The 24,659-nt window shown below is 72.0% G+C and carries 20 protein-coding genes; 10 read left to right on the top strand and 10 right to left on the bottom strand.

What is annotated here, in order from left to right:
• The first annotated feature begins 78 nt into the window (after window positions 1-78).
• Window positions 79-3,975 (top strand): AAA family ATPase, encoded by a 3,897-nt coding sequence (locus AB0C30_RS32855; protein ID WP_357951939.1) that lies wholly within the window; start codon window positions 79-81, stop codon window positions 3,973-3,975.
• A 43-nt stretch (window positions 3,976-4,018) separates the two neighbouring features.
• On the opposite strand, the gene AB0C30_RS32850 is transcribed toward AB0C30_RS32855, so the two are convergent.
• The 7 genes from AB0C30_RS32850 to AB0C30_RS32820 all read right to left on the bottom strand — a co-directional run bounded on the left by AB0C30_RS32850 (window position 4,019) and on the right by AB0C30_RS32820 (window position 11,171).
• Complete coding sequence (locus AB0C30_RS32850) at window positions 4,019-4,978, bottom strand: LysR family transcriptional regulator substrate-binding protein (protein WP_357951938.1); 960 nt, start codon at window positions 4,976-4,978, stop codon at window positions 4,019-4,021.
• A 44-nt stretch (window positions 4,979-5,022) separates the two neighbouring features.
• Window positions 5,023-5,814, bottom strand: a complete 792-nt coding sequence (locus tag AB0C30_RS32845; RefSeq protein ID WP_357951936.1) for a FadR/GntR family transcriptional regulator — start codon at window positions 5,812-5,814, stop codon at window positions 5,023-5,025.
• Window positions 5,811-6,947, bottom strand: coding sequence for an ABC transporter ATP-binding protein (locus AB0C30_RS32840; protein ID WP_357951935.1), 1,137 nt, complete (start codon window positions 6,945-6,947; stop codon window positions 5,811-5,813). Before AB0C30_RS32840 ends, AB0C30_RS32845 begins: the two co-directional genes overlap by 4 nt.
• On the bottom strand, window positions 6,944-7,753 hold the full coding sequence (locus AB0C30_RS32835) for a carbohydrate ABC transporter permease (protein ID WP_357951933.1): 810 nt from the start codon (window positions 7,751-7,753) through the stop codon (window positions 6,944-6,946). Before AB0C30_RS32835 ends, AB0C30_RS32840 begins: the two co-directional genes overlap by 4 nt.
• 8 nt (window positions 7,754-7,761) lie before the next feature.
• Window positions 7,762-8,646: a sugar ABC transporter permease gene (locus AB0C30_RS32830; RefSeq protein ID WP_357951931.1), complete on the bottom strand. Its 885-nt coding sequence runs from the start codon at window positions 8,644-8,646 to the stop codon at window positions 7,762-7,764.
• Window positions 8,643-9,947 carry an extracellular solute-binding protein gene (locus AB0C30_RS32825; protein ID WP_357951930.1) on the bottom strand — a complete coding sequence of 435 codons (1,305 nt, stop codon included), beginning with the start codon at window positions 9,945-9,947 and terminating at the stop codon, window positions 8,643-8,645. The genes AB0C30_RS32830 and AB0C30_RS32825 overlap by 4 nt, the downstream gene beginning before the upstream one ends.
• A 111-nt stretch (window positions 9,948-10,058) precedes the next feature.
• Entirely contained in the window at window positions 10,059-11,171 is a 1,113-nt protein-coding gene (locus AB0C30_RS32820; protein ID WP_357951928.1) for a cellulase-like family protein, read from the bottom strand.
• A gap of 134 nt (window positions 11,172-11,305) precedes the next feature.
• On the opposite strand from AB0C30_RS32820, the gene AB0C30_RS32815 reads away from it, so the two are divergent.
• The 4 genes from AB0C30_RS32815 (at window position 11,306) to AB0C30_RS32800 (ending at window position 16,191) form a co-directional block, all read left to right on the top strand.
• Window positions 11,306-12,514 (top strand): mandelate racemase/muconate lactonizing enzyme family protein, encoded by a 1,209-nt coding sequence (locus tag AB0C30_RS32815; RefSeq protein ID WP_357951927.1) that lies wholly within the window; start codon window positions 11,306-11,308, stop codon window positions 12,512-12,514.
• Window positions 12,511-13,587 (top strand): alcohol dehydrogenase catalytic domain-containing protein, encoded by a 1,077-nt coding sequence (locus tag AB0C30_RS32810; protein WP_357951925.1) that lies wholly within the window; start codon window positions 12,511-12,513, stop codon window positions 13,585-13,587. The genes AB0C30_RS32815 and AB0C30_RS32810 overlap by 4 nt, the downstream gene beginning before the upstream one ends.
• A 36-nt stretch (window positions 13,588-13,623) precedes the next feature.
• Entirely contained in the window at window positions 13,624-14,199 is a 576-nt protein-coding gene (locus tag AB0C30_RS32805) for a TetR/AcrR family transcriptional regulator (protein ID WP_357951923.1), read from the top strand.
• 72 nt (window positions 14,200-14,271) lie between these two features.
• The gene (locus AB0C30_RS32800) at window positions 14,272-16,191 is read left to right on the top strand and encodes an alpha/beta fold hydrolase (RefSeq protein ID WP_357951921.1); all 1,920 of its coding nucleotides are present in this window, start codon (window positions 14,272-14,274) and stop codon (window positions 16,189-16,191) included.
• 69 nt (window positions 16,192-16,260) lie between these two features.
• Here the strand turns inward: AB0C30_RS32800 and AB0C30_RS32795 are convergent, their stop codons facing one another.
• Window positions 16,261-16,638, bottom strand: a complete 378-nt coding sequence (locus AB0C30_RS32795; protein WP_357951919.1) for a DUF5335 family protein — start codon at window positions 16,636-16,638, stop codon at window positions 16,261-16,263.
• 96 nt (window positions 16,639-16,734) lie between these two features.
• Window positions 16,735-17,442 carry a hypothetical protein gene (locus tag AB0C30_RS32790; protein ID WP_357951917.1) on the bottom strand — a complete coding sequence of 236 codons (708 nt, stop codon included), beginning with the start codon at window positions 17,440-17,442 and terminating at the stop codon, window positions 16,735-16,737.
• A gap of 104 nt (window positions 17,443-17,546) precedes the next feature.
• On the opposite strand from AB0C30_RS32790, the gene AB0C30_RS32785 reads away from it, so the two are divergent.
• Window positions 17,547-18,146 (top strand): PepSY domain-containing protein, encoded by a 600-nt coding sequence (locus AB0C30_RS32785; RefSeq protein ID WP_357951915.1) that lies wholly within the window; start codon window positions 17,547-17,549, stop codon window positions 18,144-18,146.
• A gap of 73 nt (window positions 18,147-18,219) precedes the next feature.
• Here the strand turns inward: AB0C30_RS32785 and add are convergent, their stop codons facing one another.
• Window positions 18,220-19,215: an adenosine deaminase gene (gene add / locus AB0C30_RS32780; RefSeq protein WP_357951913.1), complete on the bottom strand. Its 996-nt coding sequence runs from the start codon at window positions 19,213-19,215 to the stop codon at window positions 18,220-18,222.
• A gap of 79 nt (window positions 19,216-19,294) precedes the next feature.
• Here add and AB0C30_RS32775 point away from each other — a divergent pair, with 79 nt between their 5' ends.
• The 4 genes from AB0C30_RS32775 to AB0C30_RS32760 all read left to right on the top strand — a co-directional run bounded on the left by AB0C30_RS32775 (window position 19,295) and on the right by AB0C30_RS32760 (window position 24,606).
• Window positions 19,295-19,897 (top strand): TetR/AcrR family transcriptional regulator, encoded by a 603-nt coding sequence (locus tag AB0C30_RS32775; protein ID WP_357951911.1) that lies wholly within the window; start codon window positions 19,295-19,297, stop codon window positions 19,895-19,897.
• Between the two features lie 82 nt (window positions 19,898-19,979).
• Window positions 19,980-21,968: a condensation domain-containing protein gene (locus AB0C30_RS32770; RefSeq protein WP_357951909.1), complete on the top strand. Its 1,989-nt coding sequence runs from the start codon at window positions 19,980-19,982 to the stop codon at window positions 21,966-21,968.
• Entirely contained in the window at window positions 21,965-22,726 is a 762-nt protein-coding gene (locus tag AB0C30_RS32765) for an alpha/beta fold hydrolase (RefSeq protein ID WP_357951908.1), read from the top strand. Before AB0C30_RS32770 ends, AB0C30_RS32765 begins: the two co-directional genes overlap by 4 nt.
• Window positions 22,723-24,606, top strand: a complete 1,884-nt coding sequence (locus tag AB0C30_RS32760) for an AMP-binding protein (RefSeq protein WP_357951905.1) — start codon at window positions 22,723-22,725, stop codon at window positions 24,604-24,606. The genes AB0C30_RS32765 and AB0C30_RS32760 overlap by 4 nt, the downstream gene beginning before the upstream one ends.
• Window positions 24,607-24,659 lie beyond the last annotated feature (53 nt).

The raw sequence follows: 24,659 nt of genomic DNA, 5'->3' as shown, positions 1-24,659 counted from the left end.
ACCAGTTGTGATCAGTCAGCGACATACAGGGGGCGCCGGCCGATGGCGCGTAGCTCGCACGACTGCAGAGGAGGCCGTGTGTCCGAGTCCGCCAACGCCGATCCGGGCCGTCCTGATCCGGGCAGGATCGCCACCCGCCAGGAGTTCGCGCGCGAGCTCTCGTCGCTGCGCGAGCGGGCTGGTCTGACCGTACGGCAAGTGGCGACCAAGGCCGGCGCGTACGGCGCGCACAGCACCCTCGGCGACTGGTTCGCGGGCCGCGGACTACCGGCCACGTCGTCGCGTGACCTGCTGGTACGGGTGCTGGAAGTGTGCGGGGTGGCCGATCCGGCGGAGTCCGGCGCGTGGCTGGCCGCCTGGCGGCGGGTACGGCGGGCTCCCGGCCGCCGCGTCGCCGGTCCCGAGCCGTATCGGGGGCTGGCCGCCTTCCAGCCGGAGGACGCGGGCTGGTTCTTCGGGCGGCGCGCGCTGACCGGCCAGCTGCTCGAGCAGGTGGCCGAGATGAGGGCGGCGGGCGGAGGCGTGCGGCTGGTAGTGGGGCCCTCCGGGTCGGGCAAGTCCTCCCTGCTGCGGGCCGGCGTGGTCGCGGCCCTCCGCGATGGCGCCCTGCCCGATTCGGCGCAGTGGCCGATGGTCGTGACCGTCCCCGGTGCGCGGCCGGTGGCCGAGTTGGCCGCCCGGCTGGCGGCCCTGGCCGACGTGCCGGCGGGCGAGATCGCCGCGGTCGTCCGCGAGGATCCCGGGGCCGCCGCCCGGTACGCCGGCCGGGCCGGGGCCGGCGACCGGCCGCTGGTGCTGGTGGTGGACCAGTTCGAGGAGGTGTTCACCGAGTGCGGGGACGAGGCGGAGCGGCGCGGTTTCATCGCCGCCGTGCGTGCCGCGGCCGCGCCGCCCGGCGGCGCGCTCGTGCTGCTGGGGCTGCGTGCCGACTTCTACGCGGCGGCGTTGCGGCATCCGGAGTTGGTCGCGCTCGCGCAGGACGGCCAGCTCGCCGTCGGCCCGATGGAGGAGGCCGAACTGCGCGAGGCCATCGTGGAGCCGGCCAGGCGTGCCGGCGTCGAGATCGAGGACGGCCTGGTCGAGCTGCTGCTGCGGCAGGTCGCCCCGTCCGGGGGTGTCGCCGCGGACGGCGGGGCGCACGAGGTCGGCGTGCTCCCGCTGCTGTCGCACGCCCTGTACACCACCTGGCGCCAGGGTCAGGGCCGGAGCCTGACCGTGGCCGCCTACCACGCGGTGGGCGGCATCGAGGGTGCGGTGGCGGCCAGCGCGGACGCCGTCCACGACGGGCTCATCGGCCGCCGCCGCGAACTGGCCCGCCGCCTCTTCCTGCACCTGGTGCATGTCGCGCCCGATGCCGCCGACACCCGGCGCAGGGCCACCGTGGCCGAGCTGCTCGACGGCTGCGACGGCGAGGAGGCGGCCGAGATGGAGGAGGTACTCGACCGGTTCGTCGCGCGGCGGCTCATTACCGCGGGCGAGGACACTGTCGAGATCAGCCATGAGGCCCTGCTGCGCGCCTGGCCGCTGCTGCGGTCCTGGGTGGACGCCGACCGTGCCGGGCTGGTCGTCGCGCGCCGGCTTGCCGCCGACGCCGCGGCCTGGGCACGCCTCCATCGCGACCCCGACGCGCTGTATCGCGGCGGGCGCCTGGTCGCGGCGCAGGAGTGGGCCGCCGGCTATGGCGGGCGGCTCCCGGCGGACGCGCGGGAGTTCCTGGAGGCGGGCGTTCGCCAGTCCCGGCGCCGGACCCGCCGGTTGCACCAGGCCGTCGCCACGCTCGCGGCCCTGCTGGTTCTGGCCCTGGTCGCGTCCGGTGTGGCGGTACGCGCGCAGCGTGCCGCCGCCGACGCGGAGCGCACCGCCACGTACCAGCGCGACCAGGCGCTCTCGCGGAAGACGGCGACGGACACCGGCGCACTGCGCGTCACCGACCCGGGCCTGGCCGCGCAGCTCGCCCTGGCCGCCTACCGGCTGCTCCCCACCGCCGAGGCCAGAGGCGGCCTGCTCAGCGCGGTGGCCGGAATGCCGGCGACCCTGCTGACCGGCCACGAGAACGCCGTCTACGGGGCCGCGTTCCAGCCCGGCGGGCGCCTGCTGGCCACGGCGAGCACCGACCAGACAACGCGCCTGTGGGACGTGCGCCGTCCGCATCGTCCGCGGGCTCTGGCGGTGCTCCGCGGCCACCTCGGGGCGGTGCTGGCGGTGGCGTTCGCCCCCGGCGGCCGCGTCCTGGCCACGGCCGGTGACGATCGCACGGCCCGGCTGTGGGACGTGGCCGACCCGCGCGCGCCGCGCCCGCTGGCCGTGCTGACCGGCCACGCCCAGGGCATCCGGCACGTGTCGTTCAGCCCGAGCGGCCGCACCCTGGCGACGGCGGGCCATGACGGCGTTCCGAGGTTGTGGGATGTGTCCGACCCCTCGCGTCCGCACCTGGCCGCCGAGTTGCCCGTCGAGCCCGGCACGATGACCACGGCGGTCTTCGCCCCCGCCGCGGACGTCCTGGCCACCGCCGGGCCCGGGAACACCGCGCGTCTGTGGGACGTCGCCGACCCGCGCCGTCCCCGGCGCCTGGCCGACCTCGAAGGCCACACCGCCGCGATCCTGGCCGCGCGGTTCAGCCCGGACGGCCGCACGCTCGCCACCGCCGGCTTCGACAACACGGTACGGCTGTGGGACGTCGCCCACCCGCGGGCGCCGAAGCCGATCGGCACCCTCACCGGACACACCAACGGCGTCGCGGCGCTGGCGTTCAGCCCGGACGGCCGGCGCCTCGCCAGCGGCGGCTACGACATGACCGTACGGCTGTGGGACCTCCAGCGGCCCGCGAGCATCCCCCTGACCCTGACCGGGCACGCCGACACGGTCCTCGCCGCAGAATTCCAGCCCTCCGGTGAAACGCTCGCCACCACCTCCAGAGACGGAAGCATCCGGCTGTGGGACCTGCGGGCGCCGCTGATCGGCGGGCAAGACGGCACCGTCTACACGGTCGCCATCAGCCCCGACGGCCGCACCCTGGTCACGGGGGCCGGCCGGACAGCGCGGCTGTGGAGCCTGGCCCCCGGGCGCCCGCCCACGCCACGGGCCGTCCTGGTCGGCCACACCGATGGCATCGTCCGGGCGGTGTGGCGACCGGACGGCAAGGTACTCGCCACCGCCGGCCTCGACTTCACCGTCCGGCTCTGGCAGGTGCGCGACGGCCGGCGCGCCAGCCCACTCTCCACCATCAAGGCCCACACCGACAACGTGTACTCGGCCGCCTTCGATCCGTCCGGGCGGACCCTGGCCACCGTGGGCGCTGACCGCACCCTGCGCACGTGGGACGTCGCCGATCCGCGACACCCGCGGCCGCTGGCGACGGTCACCGGGCACGGCGACACGGTCCTCGCGGTGGCCTTCTCGCCCGACGGCCGCACCCTGGCCACCGGAGGCGCCGACCGCACCGTACGGCTGTGGGACGTCACCGACACCCGCCACCCGGCCGTCACCGCCACTCTGACCGGCCACCGCAACGCCGTCAACGACGTGGCGTTCAGCCCGGACGGCCGCCGGCTGGCCTCGGCGGGCGCCGACGGCGTGGTCCTGCTCCACGACATCGCCGCCCGGCCCGCCCGGCGGCCGCCCGTGCCGTTGATCGGCCACACCAGCGCCGTCGCCGCCGTGACCTTCCACCCGGGGGGCCAACTGCTGGCCTCCGCCGGCTTCGACGGCACCGTGCACCTGTGGGACCTCACGCGTGCCGGCCAGCCGGACGCCACGGTCACGCTGAGCGGCCACACCGACCGGGTGTACACCGCCGCGTTCAGCCCGGACGGCCGCACGCTGGCCACCGGCGGCGTCGACGCGACCGTCCGGCTCTGGGAGACCGACGCCGGCCGCGCCGCCCGGCAGGCATGCGCGCTCGCCTACCCTGTGATCAGCCCGGCGGAATGGGCCCGCCGGATGCCCGGTCTGCCCTACCGTCCCCCCTGCCCGTGACCGGGACGAACGGGGTCATGTCCCGGCAGCTTCCCAGCCCGCCTCAGGGCTCGACGAGACCGACCGTGAACGCGTAGTCGTCGAGGATGAACTGACTGATGCCCGACATGCGCAGGGCCTGCACCCGGACCGTGTAGGTGCCGGGGCCCAGAGAGGGGGAGAAACGCTCGAGGGCATGCGCCTCCTCGGCGCCGTCGGGGCTGTCGAACTTGTAGTCCGTGCCCGCGACCGGCTGCAGCTCGGTGGTCGTCCCGGCGGAGTTGACCACGACGATGCGCGCGGAACACCATGCGCCGGCTGTGCCGACGCAGACGGACTCGGCGGTGAAGCGGGCGTCGACGAACCGCGTCGTCCCCGTGGGCACGGTGATGTTGACGGACGCCGTCGGGATGTTCCCCCAGGCGCCGATGGTCTGGGCGGTCCAGGGGCCGCTCTCGCCGGTGAAATACTGCGCGCTGGTCTGTGTGCCTGTTTGGGAGCTGGCCACGGCCTGGGCCGCCGTGACCGTCAGCGCGAGAACTCCGGACAGCGCCGCCGCGGCGGACGCGACCTTGACGAGTCTGGACAACGGGGTTCCCCTCTCTGCTCGCGCGAAGCCCATGCGCTCCGCGACGGGTGGTTGCCGGAACCACGCTGACGAGAACGCGGTGGCCGGTGAAGCCCTGGCCGAATCATCCGTACAAGCCCGTACAGGCACCGGGGTGTGCTGGGCCGCGCGGCGGCCGGTCTGCCCTACCGATGGCCGGTGACGGGAGGCTTGGGCGGTGACGTGGTCCCGGCGCCAGATCAGCGTCAGAGGGCGGCCCGGGGCGGGGTGGCGCAGGGGGAGCGTGACCAGACGCGGGCCCAGACGCCGGGCGGCCGAGCGCGGCATGACGGCGATGCCGAAGCCGTGCTCGACCAATTCGGCCAGCAGGGCCAGGTCGTCGGTCTCGGCGCGTACGTCGGGGGCCAGGCCCGCTTCGGCGCAGGCATGCTCCAGCGCGGCGCGCAGCCCCGGCACTGGTCTCCTGCATCATCTCCACACGGCGGTGCCATGGTGACGTGTCAGGCGGGTGTGGAGTCCGCCGTCACGTTGTCGTCGGCCAAAAGCTCGGCCGAGGGCGCCGCGAGCTGGTGTTCGATGACCTCGGCCAGGCTCGTGTCCATGTCCGGCCCATAGAGGTCTCCGGCGATGTCGAGGTGCCGTCGCATCGCCTCGCGGGCCCCGTCGGGATCGCGGTCGAGGATGTGTTCCAGGATCACGGTGTGCAGGGGCTCACCGGCGGCGCGTACCTCGCGGTCGCTGAGGCTGCGCAGCATCAGGCCGTAGGTGAGGTCCTGGATCGCGGTGAACATCATGTGGATCACCGGGTTGCCGGAGGCCCGCGCGATGGTCTCGTGGAAGGTGAGGTCGACGCGTGCCCTGGCGTGCACGTTGCCCGGCTGGGCGAACAGCTGGTGGATCCGCAGCAGGTCGGTCCGGTCCTGCTTGGTGGCGTTGGTCGCGGCCAGACCGGCGGCCTCGGTCTCCAGCATGACGCGGGCCCGCATGAGCTGCCGGGCCGTGACGCCCGCCGCGCGGGCCGCGAGGTTCATCGGCCGCATCAGGTTCTCGGCCGTGTACTGGCGGACGAAGCTGCCGCGCTGCGGCGAGACCTCGACCAGCCCGCGCTCCTGCAGGGCCTTCAGCGTCTCCCGGATGACGGGGCGGCTGACGGTGAACTCGGCCGCCAGGTCGCGTTCGGACGGCAGCCGGGCACCGGGTGCCCACTGTCCGGTCAGGATCCGGTTCTCGAGTACGGCGATGAGTGTGCCGAGGTTCGTCGTCGACGGTTTTCTCCCCCGCCCAGCGGTCATGCCGACCACGGTAGCGGCTGGCCGTCGTCGGCGAGTTCGGTGCCGTGCCAGCACGCCCGCCCATCAGGGCCGAAGAGATGAAGATCTGCGAGCGGCACCTGGAAGGTCGCGTGTTCGCCGTCGCGCGGCCCGCTGCGGGGCGGGAGGCGGGCGATGATGGTCCGTCCGGTGCTGTCGCGGAGGTGGAAGATGCTCTCGTTGCCGAGGTTCTCTCGGTACGACACGGTCGCCGCCAGCTCATAGGCTGGAGTACCGGTGTCGACGGGCAGCCGTACCGACTCGGGCCGGAAGCCGATCCGCACCGACTCGGGCAGGTCCGCGGGCAACCCCTCGCGCGGCAGCCGCCAGCTCAGCTCGCCGCTGGTCAGCTCCATGTGCGCGTCGGCCGGGCGTACGGTGGCGTCGAGCAGGTTCATCCGGGGGCTGCCGAGGAACGTGGCGACGAACACGCTGGCCGGCTTCTCGTAGATCTCGGCCGGGGTGCCGATCTGCGCGAACTCGCCCTCGTTGAGCACCGCGACCCGATCTCCCATGGTCATGGCCTCGACCTGGTCGTGCGTCACGTACAGGACGGTGCCCCGGGTGCGGCGGTGAAACTCGATCAGCTCGGCCCGCATCTGCACGCGCAACGCGGCGTCCAGGTTGGACAGCGGCTCGTCCATCAGGTACGCGGCCGGCTCCCTGATCATGGCGCGGCCGAGCGCGACCCGCTGCCGCTGGCCGCCGGAGAGCTGACCGGGCTTCTTCTTGAGCTGGTCGGTGAGCCCGAGGGCCTGGCCGGTGTCGGCCACCCGCTGACGGATGACCTCCTTCGGCACGTGGTGGGCGCGCAGCCCGAACGCCAGGTTGCCCTCGACGCTCAGATGCGGGTACAGGGCGTAGTCCTGGAAGACCATGCCGATCCCGCGGTCGCCGGGGTGAGCGTGGGTGACGTCCCGCCCGCCCACCGTCACCCGGCCGGCGCTGACCGGCTCGATGCCGGCGACGATGCGCATGAGCGTGGACTTCCCGCAGCCGGACGGGCCGACGATCACCAGGAACTCCCCGTCCCGTACGTGCAGGTCGATGTCGGCGAACAGCACCTGGTTGCCGTAGCGCTTGGTGACCCGCTCGACGCGGATGCCGTCGGTCATCGTTTGACCCCTCCGAGGGTGAGACCTGAGACGTAGTAACGCTGCAGGAAGGAGAACAGGACGAGCGGAGGCAGGATCGAGATGAGCGCCGCCGCGGTCTGGAGGTGGTAGACGATCCCGTGTTCCCCCTCGAAGGACGACAGCGCCAGCGGCAGCGTCCACAGGTCCTGCTCACTGGCCGCGATCAAGGGCCAGATCAGGTTGTCCCACTGGGCGAGGAACTGCAGCAGCAGCACGGTGAGCAGCGCCGGCCGCAGCAGCGGTACGGCGATGCGGAGGAAGATGCGCAGCTCACTGGCGCCGTCCACCCGCGCGGCGTGCAGCATCTGCACGGGAATGCCCAGCGCGAACTGCCGCACCAGGAAGACGCCCAGCGCGCTGGCGGCGAACGGCGCGATCAGCCCTTGGTAACTGTTGAGCCAGCCGATCTCGCTGAGCATGACGAACACCGGGATCATGACGATCGCCGGGGTCAGGGACAGCGCGACGACCACCAGGTTGAGCAGGGCGGCCCGGCCGGGGAAGCGCAGCCGGGCCAGCGCGTACCCGGCGGCGGCCGAGATCGCCACGTCGAGCACGGAGACGGCCGACGCGATCAGGACGCTGTTCATCAGGTAGCGCGGGAACCGGCCGTCGGACATGATCTCGCCGATGTTGCCGAACAGCGCGAAACCGGTGAACCGCAACCCGGACAGGTCGGTGTCGTCCGGCGCCGACGCGAGCACGATCATGGAGTAGAGCGGGAGCAGCATCAGCGCCACGAAGCCGATGAGGGCCACGGCGCTGAGCGACCGGCCGATTCTCATTCGTCCGCTCATTCCTCGTCACTCCTGACCAACGTGAACTGGGTGAAGGCGAACACCAGCAGCACGACCAGCAGCACGATCGCGATCGCGGAGGCGTAGCCGAAGCGGGAGAAGGAGAACGCGTTGTTGTAGAGGTACAGGGGCAGCACCTGGGTGGCGTTGACCGGTCCGCCCTTGGTGAGCAGGTAGGCGGGCACGAAGGACTGCATGGCCCCGGTGACCGCCACGACGATCACGAAGGTGAAGGTCCGGCGCAGCAGCGGCACGGTGACCAGGAAGAAGGTACGCAGCGTGCGGGCGCCGTCGATGGCCGCGGCCTCGAAGACGTTGGCGGGCAGGGCCTGCAGCCCGGCGACGAAGATGATCACGTACAGGCCGACGTACTTCCAGATGACCATCACGAGCAGCGCCCAGATGGCGTAGTCGGAGTCGGTGAGCCAGGGACGGGGGCCGACCCCGGCCGCGCCGGCGAGCGCGTCGGCCAGGCCGCCGGTCGAGTAGATCACCTGCCACAGTACGGTGGCGCCGACCAGCGGCATCACCGCGGGAATGAAGACCAGCCCGCGCAGCCAGGCACGGAACCTGCCGGGTTTGGCCAGCGGCACGGCCACGACCAGCGCGATCACGATCGTCGGGCCCACCGCGAAGACCGTGTACAGCAGCGTCACCCACACGCTGCTCCAGAACTCGTCGCTCGTCACCATCTCGCGGTAGTTGTCGAGCCCGACCCACTGCGGGGTGCCGGAGAGGTCGTACGAGGTGAAGCTCAGGTACAGGGCGGCGAGCGCGGGCAACGCCCAGAACAGCACGAAGTACACGATCGCCGGGGCGGCGAGGCCCGCGCCGGCGCGGGCCTCGACCGCGCTCATGGTGCGGGCCTTGCTGCCGATCACTTGAGGATCCGTCCCACCGCGGCGTCGAAGGCGGTCGCGGCCTGCTGGGCGGGCGCCTGCTTGTGGATCACCGATTCGAGCGCGTCGAGCAGCGCCTTGATCGTCTCGGTCCATTGCGGGAGCACCGGGCCGAAGTCGGTGTACGGGATCTGCTGCTCCAGCTGCTGGCTGGCCTTGTCACTCGCGGCGGGCAGCTTCTGCCAGCCTGCCGTCGGCGTGACCAGGCCGGTGGCGGCCAGCTGCTGGTTGACGTTGTCCCCGTTGAGCAGCCAGTTAATGAAATGCCACGCCGTGTACGGATTTTTCGCCTTTTTGGCGACAAACCATCCCCAGGAGTAGCCGGCGGCCACCTTCTCCTTCCCCTCCCAGCTGGGCACGAGGGTGCTGTCGAAGGTCTGGCCGAGCTTGGCGTTGGGGTTGATGGCCGGGATGAGGCTCGAGGTGAACCGGCCGGACATCAGCATGGCCGAGGTGCCCTTGGCGAACAGGCCGAACGCGCCGACCGGGTCGCTCAGCTTCGGGTTGCCGAGGCTGCCGTAGTATTCGAGCGCCTTGATGCCCTCCGGCGTGTTCAGCGTGCCGCGCCGGGAGCTCTCGTCGATGATCTGCCCGCCCAGTCCGCGGATCAGCGGGATGAAGTTCAGCATCGCCCAGATGTTGTCGGCGAGCTGCCACTGGAGCCCGACCTGGGAGGCGTCGGCGTTGGTGAGCTTCTGACTGAACTCGGCGACCTGCTCCCAAGTGGTGGGGGGCTTGTCGGGGTCGAGCCCCGCCTTCTCGAAGCGGTCGCGCCGATACCACAGGTGGACCGAGTTGAAGTCGATCGGCGTGCCGTAGACCTGCTCCTCGTAGGTCAGCGCGGCGAACGCGTTGGCCTCGAACTTCCCCTTGAGCGCGTCGATGGACGCGGCGCCGAACTCCGCCGGCGGCAACGGCGCGAGCTGCTGCTTCGAGGCCCGCTCGGCGAGGGTCCAGGCGCCGACCTTGATCAGGTCGGGCGGCGCGCCCGTGGTGAACGCCGTGGAGAGCTTGGTGTCGAGGTTGGCGATCGGGACGTACAGCGGCTTGATCGACACCTTCGGGAACTGCTTCTGGTACTCGGCGATCTTGGCGTTGAAGTACTTGGTGTTGGCGGGCTCCTCGTGCATCCAGACGACGACCTGGCCCTGTGGCCCGGTCTTGCTGGAGCCGGCCTGCTCCTCGGACGACCCGCACCCGGTCAGGGTGAGCTGGCTCGCCGCGCCACCGAGCGTGAGCAGGGCGGCGCCGCGCAGGAGGTCTCGACGGTGGATGGCACTCATGTGTTCGTTCCTCTCAGGACACGAGCCGTTGTGGGGTGAGACCGCTCAGGGAAGGGGCCGCTCAGGGAAGGGGCCGCTCAGAGAGAGAGGGCCGCTCACGGAGAAGGCCGTTCACGGAACGGCGGTGAATTCGGTTGCCCCCGCGTGTATGGCGTCGGTCATGCCGCGGTGCCAGGCCACGTCACGCCACATTCCGGCGAACTGCGGCCCGCAGAAGTTGCTGGTCGACAGCGCCTCCCAGCGGCCGGTGGCCAGCGCGGCGCGTACCCCGACCTCGCACAGCTCCTTGATCCAGCCCCAGTCCCGGCCCGGCCCGTCCTTGTAGTTGACGATGGCCCAGCACTCGGTCGTCACCAGCGGCTTGCCGGCCGACCGCGACCACTCGGCGACGCGCTGGATGTGGTCGGTGAGGCCGCCGGCCCACCGCCCCGGGTCGGCCCGGTACAGGCGTTCGGCCGGGCCGGACAGCGGCTCGTAGGCGCGCGGGTCGAACTGGGAGTGCTCCAGGTCGTAGCCGATCTCGTCGTAGAAGCCGGTGGCCTGCGGCGTCATCCACACGTGTGGTTCGAGCAGGTCCAGCTCGGTGAGGTCCTCACCGTCGGCGCCGGTGGTCTCGGTGGCGAAGGACAGCGTGTAGCGGTGGCGCGGATGCTTGGCGCGCAGGGTGCCGATCGCCTCGCGCGTCCAGCTTCGTACCCGCTCGTCCGCTCGGGACAGCGCGGCGGCGTCCGCGTCGTTGCCGTACAGGAAGGGCGCCCACATCGCCAGCGGCCACTCGTTCACCAGGTCGACGAAGTAGATCGCGTCGGCCAGACCGGCGTCCTCGATGGCCGTGAGCGTGACGTCCCAGACGGCGGCCAGCTCGGCGGCCGTCCGGATCCGGGACCGGGTGTCGAGCTCGTCCCGGCGGAACCAGGAGGACAGCGCCACCCGCAGACCCCTGCTCGCGCACGCCTGGATGAACTCCAGCAGCTCGGGCAGCACCCGCACGGACACCGGCTCGGTCGCGCCCCACTGCTCGAAGTGCCAGACGGGCAGCAGGCGCCAGGTCCGCCGCGGATCGGCCGCCACCAGGTGGGGGAAGGCGTCGATGCGCACCGCGTCGTAGCCGCGCTCGACGAGCTCGTCCAGCGCGCGGTCCCAGTCCTCGTACCCGCCGCCGTCCCAGCGCCGTTCGAGCCAGGAGAAGTCCCACATGGTGATCGCCAGAGGTCTGCCGGTCAACGTCATAGTTCTCAACATCCGTCCGGACTGTGGTCTTACCAGATTGCTAGAGCTTTGCTGGCAGTAGCGCCACTGTCAAGGGAGTGATTTGTTTCTTGCGGATTACTGGTCTTACCAGATACGGTCCTGGAATCATGAGTACCCGAGCCGTCGTGAGCGGACTGGAGACCATCCGCTGTTCGATTCAGCCCAACGTGCTGCTGGTGCGACTGCACACCGACGACGGGCACGCCGGCCTCGGCGAGTCGTTCTTCGGGGCCGAGGCGGTCGAGGCCTACCTGCACGAGACCGTCGCACCCCTCCTCGTCGGCGCGCCGGTGCCCGGCCCGGAGCGGCTGCGCCGGCTGCTCACCGGCCATGTCGGCTTCCAGGGCAGCGGCGTGGAGACGCGCGGCAACGGCGCGGTCGACCTCGCCGTGTGGGACCTGCTGGGCAAGACCACGGGGCAGCCGGTGTCCGGCCTGCTCGGCGGGCCTTTCCACGACCGCCTCCCCGTCTACAACACCTGCGCCGGCTCCTCTTACATCAAGAACGAGCCGCGCCAGGCCGTGTCCAACTGGGGGCTGGCGGCGGCGTCGGCGTACGACGATCTGCGGGGCTTCCTGGAGCGGCCGGCGGAGCTGGCCAAGTCCCTGTGGGAGGAGGGTTTCCGCGCCATGAAGGTGTGGCCCTTCGACCAGGCGGCCGAGCGTACCGGCGGCATGCGGCTGGACCGGGCGGACCTGCGCGCCGGTCTGCGGGTGCTCGACGAGATCAAGAACGCCGTGCCCGAGATGGAGGTCATGGTCGAGTTGCACGGGCTGTGGAGCCTGTACGCGGCCGTCGGGCTGGTGCGCGAGCTGGAGCGGTTCGATCCGTTTTGGGTGGAGGACCCGTTGCGAGCCGACAGCCACGACTCCTACGCGACGCTGCAGGCGTCGACGTCCGCGCCGCTGGCCACCGGCGAGACGCTGACCGGGCAGCGGTCCTTCCGCGCGCTACTGGAGCGATCGGCGATCCGGGTCGCGATCATCGACATGGGCTGGGCGGGCGGGCTCACGGAGGCTCGCAAGATCGCCGCGCTGGCCGACTCGTACGACATCCCCTTCGCGCCGCACGACTGCACCGGCCCGATCTCCTTCGCGGCGTGCGTCCATCTCGCCCTGAGCCAGCCCAACACGCTGATCCAGGAGAGCGTACGGGCGTTCCAGCACACCTGGTACCAAGAGCTGGCGACCGGCCTGCCGCTGGTGGAGGATGGCTGGGTGAGCCTGGAGGGACGACCGGGGCTGGGGGTGGAGCTCGCCCCCGGTCTCACCGAACGCGCCGACGTCACCACCCGCCTGTCCGGGACCCGGCCGTGAGCGTGGTCGGCGAACCGGCCGCGAGCAGGGGGCGGATGGCGGCGCTGCGCTGGTACGGGCGCGGCGACGTGCGGCTGGTCGAGACCGAGGTGCCCGCGCCAGGTCCCGGCCAGGTCCTGATCGCGGTCACGCTGTGCGGCCTGTGCGGCAGTGACATCGAGGAATACCGGTTCGGGCCGGTCGTGGTGCCGGTCGAACCGCACCCGCTGACCGGCCGGACCGCGCCGCTCACCCTGGGGCACGAGGTCGTCGGCGTGGTGGCGGAGGCCGGCCCCGGCGTGAGCCTCGCCCCCGGCACCGCGGTCGTGCCGGACGTCGTGCTGGGCTGCGGCCACTGCTGGTGGTGTACCCGCGGCGAGTACCCGCTGTGCGAGCGTGGCGCGGCGCTCGGGTTGCAGGACGACGGCGGCCTGGCCGAATACCTGGTGGCGCCGGCCGCGCGCTGTGTCCCGCTGCCCGATGGCCTGCCCCCCGCCGTCGCGGTCTTCGCCGAGCCGGCGGCGGTCGCCGTCCGCGCGCTCGACAAGGCCGGCGACGTGTCCGGGGCCGTGGTCGCGGTCGTCGGCGCCGGGGCCGTCGGCCTGCTGGTCGCCGAGGTGGCCAGGTGCCGGGGCGCGGCGACGGTCGTCGCGGTCGACCCGGATGCGGGCCGCCGCGCGCTGGCCCGGTCGTTCGGCCTGGTCGGCGTGGCGCCGGAGGCCGCCCTCGAAGCCGTACGCGAGTTGACCGATGGGCGCGGCGCCGACGCGGTGGTGGAGAGCGCGGGGCCGGCGGCCGCGGTGGAGAGCGCGCTGTCGCTGTGCCGGCGCGGCGGGAGCGTGGTCCTGCTCGGCGTGTCGCCGGACCCGGCCGCCTTTCCCACCCTGGACGTGGTGCTGGGCGAGAAGCGGGTCGTGGGGTCGGCCTCCCACCGATGGGACACCGACCTGCGGGCCGCGGTCGCTCTGCTGCACGGCGGGCAGATCCGGGTCGATCGGCTGCCGACGCAGACCGTTCCGTTGTCCCAGGCCGTGGCACGCGGGCTGGCCGACCCGCCGCGCGACATCGTGAAGACCATCGTCGGCATGGGATGATTTGCGAATTATGCAGATCGGTCTATTCTCGGTGGCGTGGCGGTCAAGGGTGATGAGACGCGGGCGCGGCTGATCGAGGCGGCTCGGACGCTGGTGGAGGCCAAGGGCTACCACGGCACCGGGCTCAATGAGGTGCTCGCGGTGGCGGGAGCTCCTCGGGGGTCGCTCTATCACCACTTTCCCGGCGGCAAGGACCAGCTGGTCAGCGAGGCCCTGGCCGCCGCCGGGCGCGAGGTCGACGGCATCGTGGTCGAGCTGGCCTCGACGGCGCCCAGCTCCCGCGATCTTGTCAGGGCGCTGATGGCGGCGCTGGCCGACAGGATGGTGGCCGCCGACTACGCCAAGGGGTGCCCGGTGGCGACCGTGGCCCTGGAGGTCGCCGCGACCAACGACGTCCTGCAGCCGATCTGCGGGGACATCTACGCGGGCTGGCAGCGGGCGCTGGCCGACGCCCTCCGGGCCGATGGTCATGACACGGCCGAGGCGGATGAGCTCGCGGCTACGGTGCTCGCCCTGATCGAGGGCGCGCTCGTGCTGGCCCGCGCCGGTCGCAGCCGGACCCCCATCGAGCAGACCAGCCGACGTATCGCCAAACTGCTCGACACCGCCTGATCCTTTTCGCTGGAGGTCGGGCGTTTTTTGTTGTCCACCGATTATGTAGATCGGTCTAGAGAGGAATGTGAGATGGGCGAGACTTCGGGGAGCGAGCCGGACGCGGTGGTGTTCGGGGCGACCGGCTTCATCGGCCGGTGGACGGTGCTGCGGCTGCTGGAACAGGGCCGCACGGTCGCGGCCGTCATCCGCGAACCGACTCGGGACCGCCCGGACGCGGGGGCCCAAGCGGCTCGTGGCCGTACGGGCGCGAGCGTCCCAGCGACCCCGGGCCGAACGGACGCGGGTGGCGGAGGCGAGTTGCCAGCCTGGCTGCAAGGTCATGGCGCGGACGTCGAGCGGCTCATGGTCGTGGCCGGTGATCTCACGGGCGGTCCGGGTCTGGGGTTGAGCGCGGTGGACGACGAGCGGCTCGCCGGGGTACGGGATGTCGTCAACGCCGCCGCCGTCTACCGGTTCGGGCTGGGGCGCGAGGAGGCCAGGACGGTCAACGTCGAGGGCGCCCTCAACGTGCTGCGCTGGGCCGCGACCCGGCCCGGCCTGCGCAGGCTGATCCACGTGTCGGGCTACCGGGTCGGGCTGGGCCCGCGAGAGCGGTACCCGCTCCCGGAAGCCGAGCTGGCGGAGCTCTACCGAGGCCAAGGGGCCTATGAAGGCTCCAAGACCGAGGCGGACGCCGCCGTACGGGTCGTCGCGGAGCAGTTGGGGGTCCCACTGACCGTGGTGAATCCAAGCACCGTGATCGGTCACTCGACCACGGGCGAGGCCGGGCAGTACATCGGCCTGGCCGAGGTGGTCCGCGACCTGTGGAACGGCCGACTTCCCGCGCTGCCGGGAACCGCCCGCACGTTCGTGCCCGTGGAGACCGTGGATCACTTCGCGTCGTACATGGCCGCGATCCCCGAGCACGACCCGAAGCCCGGCGGCCTGCACTGGGTGCTCGACGAGAACACCCCGAACCTGCCCGAACTGGTGCGCCTGCTCGCGGCCCACCTGGGTGTACGCGCGCCGAAAACCCTCGTGCCCGTGTCCCTGATTCGCCGCCTCCCGGCCGCGCTGACCGGAGCCAACCCCGAGACTCTGGCCTTCCTGACCGAGGACCGTTACGACACCGCCTCAGCCGAGCGGGTCGCCGAGGCGGCCGGGCTCCGGCAGCCGCCTGTCGAGACCGCGCTGCGCCGCTGGGCCGATCGGCTGGTGGCGGACCGGTTCGGGACGGCTCCGGCCGTGCTTCCCGGCGGCTTCCACGATGTCGGCGGATCCCGTACCTACGTCGCCGGGGACAGGACCTCGCCCGGCTTCGTACTCCTGCACGGACTCCCCCTCGACGGCGAGTCCTGGCAGGGCGTGCTCGGCGAACTGGACGGAGCACCCGCCCTCGTCGCCGACCTGCCGGGACTCGGCCGCTCGGCCCCCACCTCGGCCACCCCGCTGGCCTGGCTCACCGATCTGCTGGCTCCCGTACGGACCCGGCCCGTGATCGTCGCCCACTCCGCGGCCGCCGCACCGGCACTCCGCTACGCCGCCGCCCATCCCGAGCGCATCAGTGCCCTGGTCCTCGTCTCCCCCTATTTCCTCCAGGAGGCGGCCCCGAGACCGCTCCGCACACCGGCGCTCGCCACGCCGCTCCTCAAGAGGATCTCCGCCGACCGTCTCGCGACCTCGCTCCTCGGCGATGGCACTTCCTCGGACGAAGCCCGCCGGGCCGTGGCGAGCGCCGCCGCCCAGCTGCACCGGCCTGGCGTCGCCCGCCGTACGGCCCGCCTGCTCCGGGACGCGAACCAGCCCGCCGAACGCGCCGCTCTCCAAGCCCTGCTCAGCGAGACGGTGTCGGTCCCGGTCCACCTCCTTGCCGGGCAGCTGGATCCGCTGGTCGCCGACCCAGGCCCGGCCACCGTCACGACCATCCCCGGCACCGGTCACCACCCGCACCTCACGCACCCGGCCGCCATCGCCTCGATCATGCGGCGCGCCGACGGGGCGCCGGGCTGAGGCCACAAGGCCGCCGGGGACTGAGGTCACGAGGGCCATGCGGCACCTCGGCGGGGCGCTGAGCTGAGGTCACAAGGTCGGCGCGCCGCTCCACACCGCGGGATCATGGAGCATGATGATCGTCTGCGTGCCTTCCGCGTCCACGATGTCGAAGGCCCGGGGCATGTCGGGCGCCACGGTATCGGCGAATATCGTCTGCGGCCGCTGGATGAGGTGAGCGAGCACCACCGGATACCGCCCGTCCCGCCCGCCTATCGCCACGGTGAAGATGTCGTCCTTGTCGTCGTACTCGAGATAGGCGAGCGGGAGCTTCTCGGCCTGCATGAGATCGCCGAACGTCCGGCTCAGCACCTCGACGGTCACGTCCGAGCCTTCGTACTGCCTTGACAGGTTGTCGAAGAACTGGCGCCATTCCTCGCGCGGCAGCTCGGGTCGCTCCTCGGTCATCTGACGGTTCCTTCCCTCCGGGTACGGGCCCGCGATCTCCTCCATGCTGGTCGGACCGCACCCGCTCGCACATCACACGGTCGGGTAGGTCCTCCCTCAGCCCCTGCTCTGAAGAACCGCCCGCAGCAGCCCGGTGACCAGCGGATGCGGCTGTTCCGGTGTCGATCGGGCCTGCGGCACGAACAGCGTCGCCACGTAGAAGGGATGTCCGGGAAGCTCCAGCACCCGCGCCTCCTGCTCCTCATCGACGCCTGTCACCCGGAATCCTCCGTCGTGCAGGGTTCGCCGATGGCCGGGCTCCAGGCCGAAGTCGCAGTAGTACTGCTCCTCGACCTCCGTGAGGCCGTACAACTCGGCTGCCCGCGAGCCCTCCACGAGGCTGACGGGCATGGTCTTGCCGGCGAGCGAGCAGGTCAGCGCGGAGACGAACAGCTCCGAGGCGTAGGGGTCGTACTCACCGTGCTGGGCGTCCTCGAACCCGAGCACGTCGCGGGCGTACTCGATCACCATGTGCTGGAAGCCGCCGCAGGTGCCCAGCGTCGGGACGCCCTGCTCGCGGCCGTGACGCAGGGCGGCGACGGCCCCGGTCAGGCTGCGGTACGGGCTGCCGGGCGCGCACAACAAGGCGTCGGCGGCGCGTACTGCCGACAGATCCCGTTCCAGCGGCTCGGTCGCCTGCCACTGGATCTCGATCTCGATCCCCAGCTCGGCCGAGGCGTGACGTAGCGCGTCGTTCGTGGCCGCGTGCGTAGGGAATGTCGGGTCGAAGTCGCCCACGACGGCGACGATCAAGGAAGGAGCCATGGCGCCCACTATCGGATACGGCGGGCCGGACAGCCAAGTCCGCGCCGCGGCGTCGGTCATGTCGTTCACACCGTTCGACCTGCGGAAATGATAAGTGTCGCCATATGACTAAAACGATCATCGGGGGCGCTCTGGCCGGCGCGGCGCTGCTTGCGGCGACCGCCTGCGGGGGCGACGCCCGTCAAATGACCGAGCCGTTCGGCGCTCCTCCCACGCCGTACATCGCCGCCACCGAGACGCCCAAGTACGGCGCCCAAGCCGACTCGCAGAAGAAGAAGCTGGAGGAGGTGGGGCAGGCCGCGATGAAGGCCGTGCCCGGCTCGACGCTCGTCTCGATGGAGACCGAGGAGAACGGCGGCCTCTGGGAGGTGCAGGTCGTCGACGACAAGGGCGTCGAACACCAGATGGACGTCGAATCGGACAAGGCCAAGGTCGTCAGCGGCCCACGGGCGGAGGACGACGAGAACGCCGGCGACAAGGCCCGATACCTCGACCGCGTCAAGGCCGCCAAGATCGACTACGCGCAGGCGGCGGCCAAGATCCTGGCGGCCGTGCCGGGGGGCCGCATCACCGAGATCAACCTGGACAGCCACCGGGACAAGATCGTCTGGGAGGTGGACGTGGTTCCGCCCAACGGGTCCAAGCAGGACATGACGGTTGACGCGACCGACGGCGCGGTGACAAAGGACAGCCACTCGGACTGATCGGGGACGCCGAGCGCTGACCGCACCCCCGACGGTCAGCGCACCCCTCCTCAGCGTCAGCGAGCGCGGCGGGTTATCGACCCGAGGCCGAAGCCGAGCCCGAGTCCGAGCCCGAGTCCGGGTCCGGGTCCGCCAGCCAGGCGTCCACCCCCGCCCGCAACTCCGCCTTGAGCTCCTCCTCGGCGAACGAGGCGTCGATCGAGGCCCGGGCGAACCCGGCCAGTTCCGCGTCGTCGTACCCGAAGACCTCCCGCGCCAGCGCGTACTCGCCGGCCAGGTCGGTTTCGCCGTCGGTGTTGAGCGTGACCGCCAGCCCCGCCGCGCTCAGCCGCCGCAGCGGGTGCTCGGCCAGGCTGGGGACAACGCCGAGCAGGACGTTCGACGTGGGACAGACCTCCAGCGGCACCCCGCGCTCCCGCACCTCGGCGACCACCGCCTCGTCCTCCAGGACGCGGACGCCGTGCCCGATCCGCTCGGCGTGCCCGATGGCGAGCGCCTCGCGGATGCTGTCCGGCCCGCCGAACTCCCCCGCGTGGTGCACCAGGCGCACCCCGGCGTCGCGCGCCGCGTCGAGCACCTCCGCGAACGGCGCCACCGGGTAGCTCTCGTCGCCCGCCAGCCCGATGCCGACGACCGCCTCGTAACGGGTGGCCAGCCGCAACGTCTGCCAGAGCCGGTCGACGGAGCGCCGCCGGGAGTGGTCGAGCAGCACCCGGCACTCGATCCCGTAGCGGCGCGACCCCTCGGCCAGCCCGTCCAGCACCGCCTCCAGCGGCATCTCCGGCGCGCCGAGCCGTTCGCCGTGCGAGGCCGCGGTGAAGGACACCTCCGCGTAGCGGGTGCCCTGGGCCGCCTCGTCCTCGCAGAATTCCAGCGCCACCCGCCGGAAGTGCTCGGCCGTGAGCAGCCGCCCGCGCACCAGCGCCCGATGGTCGGCGAACTCCCGGAACGTGGCGAACGGCCCGCCCCGCCCGGACGGCCCGCCGAACTCGCGCGAGGTCTCGGGGCGTACCGTGCTCTCCAGGTGAACGTGCAGGTGGGCTTTGGGCAGCAGCCGTACGTCTCTCACTGTCAGCACCCTAGATGGGGAAACGGACAGACCGCATCCCGATTTGGATATTGACTGACTGGTCAGTCATAATGATCATATGTCCCCCAGGACGGTCGACAAGGCCGCGCGACGTAAAGAGATCCTCACCGCGGCGGTGCGGGTGTTCGCCCGCAAGGGCTTCGCCGCCACCCGCATCGACGACATCGCCGCCGAGGCGGGCATCGCCAAGGGCAGCGTCTATCTCTATTACGACAGCAGGGACGCGCTGCTGGAAGCCGCCTTCGAAGGCTACCGGACCATGTCGGCCGCCATCTTCGACCGGGCGCTCAACGGGTGCGGGCCGGCGCTGGAGCGGCTGGCCGAGATGGTACGCGAGGTGCTCGGCGTGCTGACCGCGCGGCGCGAGCCCGCCCGGATCATGGTCGACCTGTGGGCGGCCTCCCGTGACGCGGAGGGGTCGCTGGTGGACATGGCGGCCGTCTACGGCGACGCGCGGGCCGTGATCACCGAGCTCCTGCGCCAGGCCGCGAAGGAAGGCGTGCTGCGTGAGGGCCTGGACGAGCGCCACGCGACCGTCATCGTGGGGACCATCGAGGGCTGCCTGCTGCAGTGCCTGGTGGATCCCGGGCTACCGGCGGCGGAGCTGGCCGAGCCGATCATCCAGATCTTCCTGGAGGGGCTGCGCCGACCGGCCGCTTGACAAGCCCGGAGGGCTGATAGAGCCTCCTTGCAGAGATCTCCGGTACACCAGCCACTTCGCCTCTCTCACAGGTGAGGAGACGATGCCGGAAGAACACGAGCCGATGCCGTCGCCCGCACAGCAACGGCTGTGGTTTCTCCAGCAGCTCGCGCCGGATTCGCCGCAGTACAACGTCTTCCGGGGCTACGAGCTGCGCGGGCCGCTGGACGTGGCGGCGCTGCGCCGAGCCCTCGGCGCGCTGGCCGACCGGCACGTCGCGTTACGCATGAGGTTCCCCGCCGACGGCGGGGTGGCCCGCGCGGTGGTGAGCGGCACCCCCTTCGACGTCGAGCTGCCCAGCACCGATCTCGGCTTGGAGTCGACGGCGGCCGATCTCGCGGGCGAGCCTGGTTGGGACGCGGCGGCGACGGAGTTCGCCCGGCTGTGGTCGGCGCGGCCGTTCGACCTCGCGCGGGACGACCTGATCCGGGCCCACCTCCTGCGCGTCACGCCCGAGCTGCACGTGCTCCTGCTGTGCGTGCATCACATCGTGATCGACGGCTGGTCGGTGCCGATCATCGACGAGGAGCTCGGGCTGCTGTACGCGGGCCGCCCCCTCGGCCCGCCGCCGACCGGCTACCTCGAGTACGCCCGCCGGCAGGAGGAGCTGGCCGGCTCCCCCGCGGCCGAGCGGGTGCTCGCGTACTGGCGGCGGCGGCTGGCGGGCGCGCCCGAACTCGTCACGCTGCCCGCCGACCGGCCACGGCCGAGGATCCAGGACTTCCGCGGCGGCCTGCTCGTCAGGCCCGTGCCGGTGGACGTGACCGCCACGCTGCGGTCTTTCGCCGCGGCGCACCGGGTCACGCCGTACACCGTCGCCTACGCCGCCTTCGCCGTCCTGCTCGCCCGCTATGCCCGCGCGAGCGACCTGGTGATCGGCGTGGTCGTGGCCGGGCGTTCGCGGCCGGAGTTCGCCGGGACGGTGGGCTTCTTCGTGGGCACGCTGCCGGTACGGATGGATCTGTCCGGGGATCCGAGCTTCCTCGCGGTGCTCGCCGCGGCCCGCGAGGCGCTGTTCGACGCCTACGACAACGACCTGCTGCCCTTCGACGTCCTGGTCGACCGGCTGTCCCTGCGGCGCGACCCCTCCTACATCCCGCTGGTCCAGGTGATCTTCCAGATGCTGGTCACTCCGGCGTACGGCACCGAGACGCGCTGGGGCGACCTCGGCGCCCGGCTCTGGGGCCGGGACGTCTCGCAGCCCGCCACCCGCTTCGACCTGGAGGTCCACCTCCTGGACCAGGCCGACGACGACATGGTCATGGAGGTCTCCTTCAACGCCGACCTGTTCGACGAGGAGACGGTCACGGGGCTGGCCGATGACTACGTGCGGGTGCTGCGCCTGCTGTGCGGCGACCCCGAGCAGCCGGTGTCCGGGGCGTACGCGCTGATCGGCGGGGGTGCGCGGCAGGTTCGGGTGTCGGTCCGCGACGAGCATGGGGTGTCGTTGCCGTACGGGGTGCCGGGCGAGGTCTGGCTCGACGAGACGCCCACGGGGCTGCTCGGCCGCATGGGGGCCGTCGGTGGGCTGGACGTTCTGGGGCGTACGGACGCCGAACTCGTGGTGCGCGGCTGCCGGGTGCCGGCCGAGGTGATCGAGCGGGCGCTGCTCGACGAACCGTCGGTCGCGGCGGCCGAGGTGTCGATGGGAGACGGCGGCGAGCTCACAGCCCGCCTCACCGCCGTGCCCGGTGTGACCCGCCCGGCCCGGCCCGAACTGCGCGCCCGGCTCCGCCGGCGGCTGCCCGGCTTCCTGGTGCCCGGCACCTTCCTCTGGAACGGCGAGCCCTCCCCCGCCGAAGCCCCGTCCCTGAACGTACTGGATCTGACCACACCGGCCCCGAACGCACCGGACCTGACCGCACCGGACCTGACCTCAACGGGCGCGACCGCACCCGGCTCGACCGCAACGGACCTGGACGCACCCGACCCGACCGCACCGGGCCCGAATGTGTCTGGCCCGGTCGCGCCGGTTCCGGGCGAGCCGATGGTGTTCTTCGTGGCCGCCGAACCACCGGGAGAGGCTTCGTGAGCACGTCAGCGGCGGCGGCCTGTTTCTGGACGCCGCGCCGCAGACCCGGCGCGGCACTGCGCGCGGTCTGCTTCCCGCACGCCGGCGGTGACGCGCTGTCGTACGCCTCCCTCGCCCGCGCGCTGCCCGACGACGTGGAGGTCCTGGCCGTACGGATGCCCCGGCCTGGCGACCGGTCCGGACCCCCCGTGGCCGATCTCGCGACGTTCACCGCCCGGATCGCGGCCGCGCTCACGGACGTGGCGCCGCCGTACATGATGGTGGGCCAGAGCCTGGGCGCCCTGCTCGCCTTCGAGACGGCCAGGGCGGCGCCGGGTACGCCCCCCACGGCCTGCCTGTTCATCTCGTCGGCGCCACCGCATCGCTGGGCGGAGACGCTCGACCTCTACGCCGCGAACGGCGCGGATCGGGCGCTGCTGTCGTACCTGCGTGACGGCGATGGGGGTGTGGGCGCGGCGCTGGACGATCCGGCGGCTGAGGCGCTCGTGCTCCGGGATCTGCGGGTGGATCTGCGGCTCCTGCAGGGGTACGCGGCATCCGTGGAGCCGCGGCTCACCTGTCCGGTCCGCGTCCTGGTGGGCGCCGAGGACCCGGCATTGTCGCCGGACGACGTCACCGCGTGGCGCCGCTACACCACTGGCGCCTGCTCGGTCGGGTCGGTGCCCACCGGCCACTTCGTCGTACGGCAAGGAGAGGCTTTCGTCGTCCAAGAGATCACCCGCGTCGCCGCCGCGGGACTCATCGCCGAGGGAGAATGATGTTCGACGCGGAGATCGGCCGACGGGTCGCGGAGCACGCCGCCCAGGCCCCCGGCAGCCCGGCGGTCGTGTCCGCCGAGGGCGTCCTGACCTACCACGGTTTGTCCACGCGGATGGAACGCTACCGCGAGGCGCTGGTGGCGGCGGGCCTGCGTCCGGGCGACGTGGTGGCGATGGCGCTGCCCGACGGCGCGACCGGCATCGCCGCGATGCTGGCCGCGTTCACCGCCGGCGTCGCCTTCGTCTGGCTCGACGAGGACCAGCCCGCCGCCCGCCACCGCGCGATCCTGGAGGACTGTCACCCGACGGGCCTGGTGACGACGCCGAACGGCGCGGAAGGGGCCGCAGGGTCGCCTCCAGCAGGGGTGACCGTCCAGGGCAACCGAGCGGCAGGGTCGCCTCCCGCGGTGGTGACCGTTCAGGGCGACGAGGCGGCGGTCGTCTCGGCCGCGCCGTCCGGGCCGCGAGCGGAGACGGTGCCACAGGACACCAGCTGCCTGGTCTACACCTCGGGCTCCACGGGCCGGCCCAAGGGCATCGTCCAGCGCAGCGGGAACCTCCTGCACTTCGCCCGCTGGCTCGCCTCGGAGACGGGGCTGCGTCGCGGATCCCACATGCTGCAGCTGGCCCGCCTCAGCTATGACGCCGCCTACCTGGAGATCCTCAGCGCCCTGGACGCCGGCGCCGCGATCGTCATCCCGCCGCCCACGGTGAAGCCCGACGGCGCCGAGCTCCTGCCGTGGCTGGACGGCCGCGAGGTGACGCACGTGTTCTGCGTGCCCACGCTCATCCGCCGCCTGCTGCTGGCCCGGGAGAGCGCGGGCGAGCCGCCCGACCTCGGGATGCGGGCGGTCAGCCTGTACGGGGAGCCGTTGCACAGCTCCACCGTGAACCAGGTACGCGCCCATTTCCCGCGAACGGCGGTCTACAACATGTACGGCCCGGCCGAGACGACCGTGGCGACGTTCCACCTGGTCGAACCGGACTGCGCCGGGGACGTCCCCATCGGCCGCGACATCCCGGGGGTGGAGACCCTGCTGCGCAGAGCCGACAACGCTTCGGATGCGTGGAATGCTTCGGATGTGTCCGATGCGTCCGATGCCTCCGATGCCTCCGATGCCTCCGATGCCTCCGATGACGAGGGTGAGGTCTGGATCAGGACCCGGTTCCTGGCTCGCGGTTACCTGGGACGGCCCGCGGAGACCGCCGCGGTCTTCTCGGCGATGGACGAGTCCGGCCTGCGTACGTACCGGACCGGGGACCTGGCGCGCAGGCGGCCCGACGGCGCGCTGGTGTTCCTCGGCCGCCGCGACCATCAGGTCAAGATCCGGGGCGCCCGTGTCGAACTGGCCGAGATCGAGGCCGTGCTGCGGGCCGAGCCGGGCGTGGCGCAGGCCGCCGTCGGCGTCTTCAGCGACGAGCAGGGCACCGTGCATCCCGCCGCCTATCTGGAGCCGGTCTCGGCGGCGAAGGTGGATGTGCGGGGCCTGCATCGCCATGTGGCATCCGTCCTGCCCGCGTACATGGTGCCCGCCGCGTACGTCATGCTCGACAAGCTCCCCCTCACCGCGACCGGGAAGATCGACCGGAACCGGCTGCCGGACCCGAACACGCTCACCTCGGGAACCGGCTCCCGGGGGGCGTTCGAGACCGAGACCGAGCGGCGGCTGGCCGCGATCTGGCGTGAGGTGCTCGAGCGCGAGGAGCTGGGCGCCGATGACGACTTCTTCGAGCTGAAGGGCCACTCGCTCATGGCCGTCCGGATCGCGGCGGCGGTGATCGGGGAGTTCGGGGTGGAGATACCCGTCCGGGCCGTCTTCGAGCATCCCACCGTGCGCGAACTGGCCGCCTACATCGACGATGATCCGTCCCGCTTGTAGGCGTCCTCCTGCATCGACGAGGACCCGTCTCACCTGTAGGTGTCCTCCTGCAT

The sequence above is a fragment of the Nonomuraea sp. NPDC048901 genome (assembly GCF_040649695.1).
In the GTDB taxonomy this organism is placed as follows: domain Bacteria; phylum Actinomycetota; class Actinomycetes; order Streptosporangiales; family Streptosporangiaceae; genus Nonomuraea.
This window is presented reverse-complemented; position numbering and strand designations above follow the sequence as displayed.

Excerpts from the sequence above, each read along its gene's own strand:
- AB0C30_RS32845 (WP_357951936.1), bottom strand. The coding sequence starts at position 5,814 with ATGACCGCTGGGCGGGGGAGAAAACCGTCGACGACGAACCTCGGCACA.
- AB0C30_RS32840 (WP_357951935.1), bottom strand. The coding sequence starts at position 6,947 with ATGACCGACGGCATCCGCGTCGAGCGGGTCACCAAGCGCTACGGCAAC.
- AB0C30_RS32835 (WP_357951933.1), bottom strand. The coding sequence starts at position 7,753 with ATGAGAATCGGCCGGTCGCTCAGCGCCGTGGCCCTCATCGGCTTCGTG.
- AB0C30_RS32825 (WP_357951930.1), bottom strand. The coding sequence starts at position 9,947 with ATGAGTGCCATCCACCGTCGAGACCTCCTGCGCGGCGCCGCCCTGCTC.
- AB0C30_RS32815 (WP_357951927.1), top strand. The coding sequence starts at position 11,306 with ATGAGTACCCGAGCCGTCGTGAGCGGACTGGAGACCATCCGCTGTTCG.
- AB0C30_RS32800 (WP_357951921.1), top strand. The coding sequence starts at position 14,272 with ATGGGCGAGACTTCGGGGAGCGAGCCGGACGCGGTGGTGTTCGGGGCG.
- AB0C30_RS32795 (WP_357951919.1), bottom strand. The coding sequence starts at position 16,638 with ATGACCGAGGAGCGACCCGAGCTGCCGCGCGAGGAATGGCGCCAGTTC.
- AB0C30_RS32790 (WP_357951917.1), bottom strand. The coding sequence starts at position 17,442 with ATGGCTCCTTCCTTGATCGTCGCCGTCGTGGGCGACTTCGACCCGACA.
- AB0C30_RS32785 (WP_357951915.1), top strand. The coding sequence starts at position 17,547 with ATGACTAAAACGATCATCGGGGGCGCTCTGGCCGGCGCGGCGCTGCTT.
- AB0C30_RS32775 (WP_357951911.1), top strand. The coding sequence starts at position 19,295 with ATGTCCCCCAGGACGGTCGACAAGGCCGCGCGACGTAAAGAGATCCTC.
- AB0C30_RS32770 (WP_357951909.1), top strand. The coding sequence starts at position 19,980 with ATGCCGGAAGAACACGAGCCGATGCCGTCGCCCGCACAGCAACGGCTG.
- AB0C30_RS32760 (WP_357951905.1), top strand. The coding sequence starts at position 22,723 with ATGATGTTCGACGCGGAGATCGGCCGACGGGTCGCGGAGCACGCCGCC.